Source organism: Piscinibacter sp., from assembly GCF_050175855.1.
In the GTDB taxonomy this organism is placed as follows: Bacteria; Pseudomonadota; Gammaproteobacteria; order Burkholderiales; family Burkholderiaceae_C; genus Piscinibacter.
The window spans coordinates 1-2,644 of the sequence record NZ_JBFXIO010000555.1; the positions used below are offsets into that span (position 1 = coordinate 1).

Genomic DNA, 2,644 nt, shown 5'->3' on the forward strand with positions numbered 1-2,644 from the left:
CGACGATCTCGTTCATCGTCGAGCCGGCGTCCGACACCAGGCGCGAGCCGGCCTCGACCTTGTCGACGGAGGCGCCGATCAGGCCCTTGATCTCGCGGGCGGCCTCGGCGCTGCGCTGGGCCAGCGAGCGAACCTCGGAGGCGACGACGGCGAAGCCGCGGCCCTGCTCGCCGGCGCGGGCGGCCTCGACGGCGGCGTTCAGGGCCAGGATGTTGGTCTGGAAGGCGATGCCGTCGATGACGCCGATGATGTCGGAGATCTTCTTGGAGCTGGCGTTGATCTCGTCCATGGTGGAGACCACCTGGGAGACGACCGAGCCACCGCGCTGGGCCACCTCGGCGGCGGAGGCCGCGAGCTGGTTGGCCTGAACGGCCGAATCAGCGCTGTTGCGCACGGTGGCGGTCAGCTGCTCCATCGCGCTGGCCGTCTCCTGCAGGTTGCTGGCGGCCTGCTCGGTGCGGGCGGAGAGATCGTGGTTGCCGGTGGCGATCTCGTCGCTGGCCGTGTTCACGCTGCCGGCCGATTCGCGCACCTGCAGCAGCGTCTGCTGCACGCGACCGAGCGCCTGCTTGAGCGCGATCGCACCTGCGGTCGTGGCGGGGACGTGGGTGAGGTCGAGCGAGATCTGGCCGTCGGCCTCGACCTCGTGCACCAGCGCGGTCAGTTCGTCGCCCTGTTTCGCCAGCGCCGCCATGCGGACGGCGATCCATACTTCCAGCGAGGTCTGCAGCACCACGTAGGCGGCGTGCATGACGATCTTCAGGAAGTTGGGCTCCGGCGTGCAGTAGACGCCGAGGCCCGCAGCCTGCATGCGGTCGAAGGCGACGTGGTGCACGGCGAAGAAGGCCGCCGTGGCGACGATCGGCCGCCAGTCGCGGTAGACCAGCAGCAGCGCCAGCGTGACGAATACGCCGAAGTGGAACTCCAGCGTGCCGCGGCCGAGGTGAATGTGCAGCGCCACCGACGAGGCCACGCACACCGCCAGCACCAGGCGCGAGGCCAGCGAGCCGGCGGCGCTCGCGTAGGTGAAGCCGCCGAGCGCCAGCAGTGCCAGCGAGATGCCGGCCGCCAGACCCAGCGAGCCGTAGTACTGGCCGATGGCCAGCGCCGCGGCGGAGAAGGCGACCAGCGTGACCAGCATGATCCGGTCGGCCGTGCGGCCCAGGCTGGATGCGCTGTCGGCAACGGAATGGGAGTGTGTTGTCATGGCTCGAATCCTTCAGGCGAAACTCAGTGCAGCTCGTTGATCAGTCCCATGTCGGCGGAGGCCATGAGGGCCTCGATGTCCATGAGGATGAGCATGCGCTCGGAGGCGTCGTCGCCGGAGCCGCTCTTGATGGCGCCGATGCCGGTGATGTAGCTGGCGTCGACGGCGCTGGACATCTCCGGGGCGGGCTTGATGGAGGCCGAGCCGAGCTCGAGCACGTCGGAGACGGAGTCGACGACGGCGCCGACCACGCGGCCCTTGACGTTGAGCACGATGACGACGGTGAAGGCGTTGTACTCGGCGGACTCGCAACCGAGCTTCATGCGCAGGTCGACGATGGGGACGATGACGCCGCGCAGGTTGACCACGCCCTTGATGAAGTGCGGTGCGTTGGCGATGCGGGTGGGTTGCTCGTAGGAGCGGATCTCCTGCACGCGCAGGATGTCGATGCCGTACTCCTCGGCGCCGAGGCGGAAGGTGAGGAACTCCCCGCCGGCATGCGTCTGGGCGCGGGCCGCCTCGTGCGCTGCCACGTGCTGGGCGTCGGTGATCATGTCCATGGTCGGTACCTCGAAAAGTGATGCGCTTGGCAACTTATCGGCCGGCCGGGTCGGAAATGGAGCCTGTCGCCAGGCGCCGCGTGATGCGTTTGGCAGCCCGCCAACGAAGAAGGCCGCCCTCGGGCGGCCTTCTTGATCCAGCTCAAGCGAGCGCTCAGTGCAGCTCGTTGATCAGCCCCATGTCGGCGGAGGCCATGAGGGCCTCGATGTCCATGAGGATGAGCATGCGCTCGGAGGCGTCGTCGCCGGAGCCGCTCTTGATGGCGCCGATGCCGGTGATGTAGCTGGCGTCGACGGCGCTGGACATCTCCGGGGCGGGCTTGATGGAGGCCGAGCCGAGCTCGAGCACGTCGGAGACGGAGTCGACGACGGCGCCGACCACGCGGCCCTTGACGTTGAGCACGATGACGACGGTGAAGGCGTTGTACTCGGCGGACTCGCAACCGAGCTTCATGCGCAGGTCGACGATGGGGACGATGACGCCGCGCAGGTTGACCACGCCCTTGATGAAGTGCGGTGCGTTGGCGATGCGGGTGGGTTGCTCGTAGGAGCGGATCTCCTGCACGCGCAGGATGTCGATGCCGTACTCCTCGGCGCCGAGGCGGAAGGTGAGGAACTCCCCGCCGGCATGCGTCTGGGCGCGGGCCGCCTCGTGCGCTGCCACGTGCTGGGCGTCGGTGATCATGTCCATGGTGGTTCTCGCTGGCTGGTGGGTTGGAATGGGGTTCAGGCGTGGGCGGCGTCGACGCGGAAGGTGCCGACCACCTGGTTCAGGCGCTGAGCCTGTTCCCGGAGCGATTCGGCAGCGGCGGCGGACTGCTCGACCAGCGCGGCGTTCTGCTGGGTCATCTGGTCGAGCTGGGTGACGGCGGTATTG

General features: G+C 68.4%; 3 protein-coding genes. All 3 read right to left on the reverse strand.

What is annotated here, in order from left to right:
* The coding region (locus tag AB7U92_RS25620) for a methyl-accepting chemotaxis protein (protein ID WP_428583448.1) at nt 1–1,207 on the reverse strand (1,207 nt) is incomplete at its 3' end.
* A gap of 23 nt (nt 1,208–1,230) precedes the next feature.
* Nucleotides 1,231–1,767 carry a chemotaxis protein CheW gene (locus tag AB7U92_RS25625; RefSeq protein ID WP_428583450.1) on the reverse strand — a complete coding sequence of 179 codons (537 nt, stop codon included), beginning with the start codon at nt 1,765–1,767 and terminating at the stop codon, nt 1,231–1,233.
* A 154-nt stretch (nt 1,768–1,921) separates the two neighbouring features.
* Nucleotides 1,922–2,458 (reverse strand): chemotaxis protein CheW, encoded by a 537-nt coding sequence (locus AB7U92_RS25630; RefSeq protein WP_428583450.1) that lies wholly within the window; start codon nt 2,456–2,458, stop codon nt 1,922–1,924.
* Nucleotides 2,459–2,644 lie beyond the last annotated feature (186 nt).

Bases quoted from the DNA above. Each gene is read 5' to 3' on its own strand.
- AB7U92_RS25625 (WP_428583450.1), bottom strand. From the start codon at position 1,767: ATGGACATGATCACCGACGCCCAGCACGTGGCAGCGCACGAGGCGGCC.
- AB7U92_RS25630 (WP_428583450.1), bottom strand. From the start codon at position 2,458: ATGGACATGATCACCGACGCCCAGCACGTGGCAGCGCACGAGGCGGCC.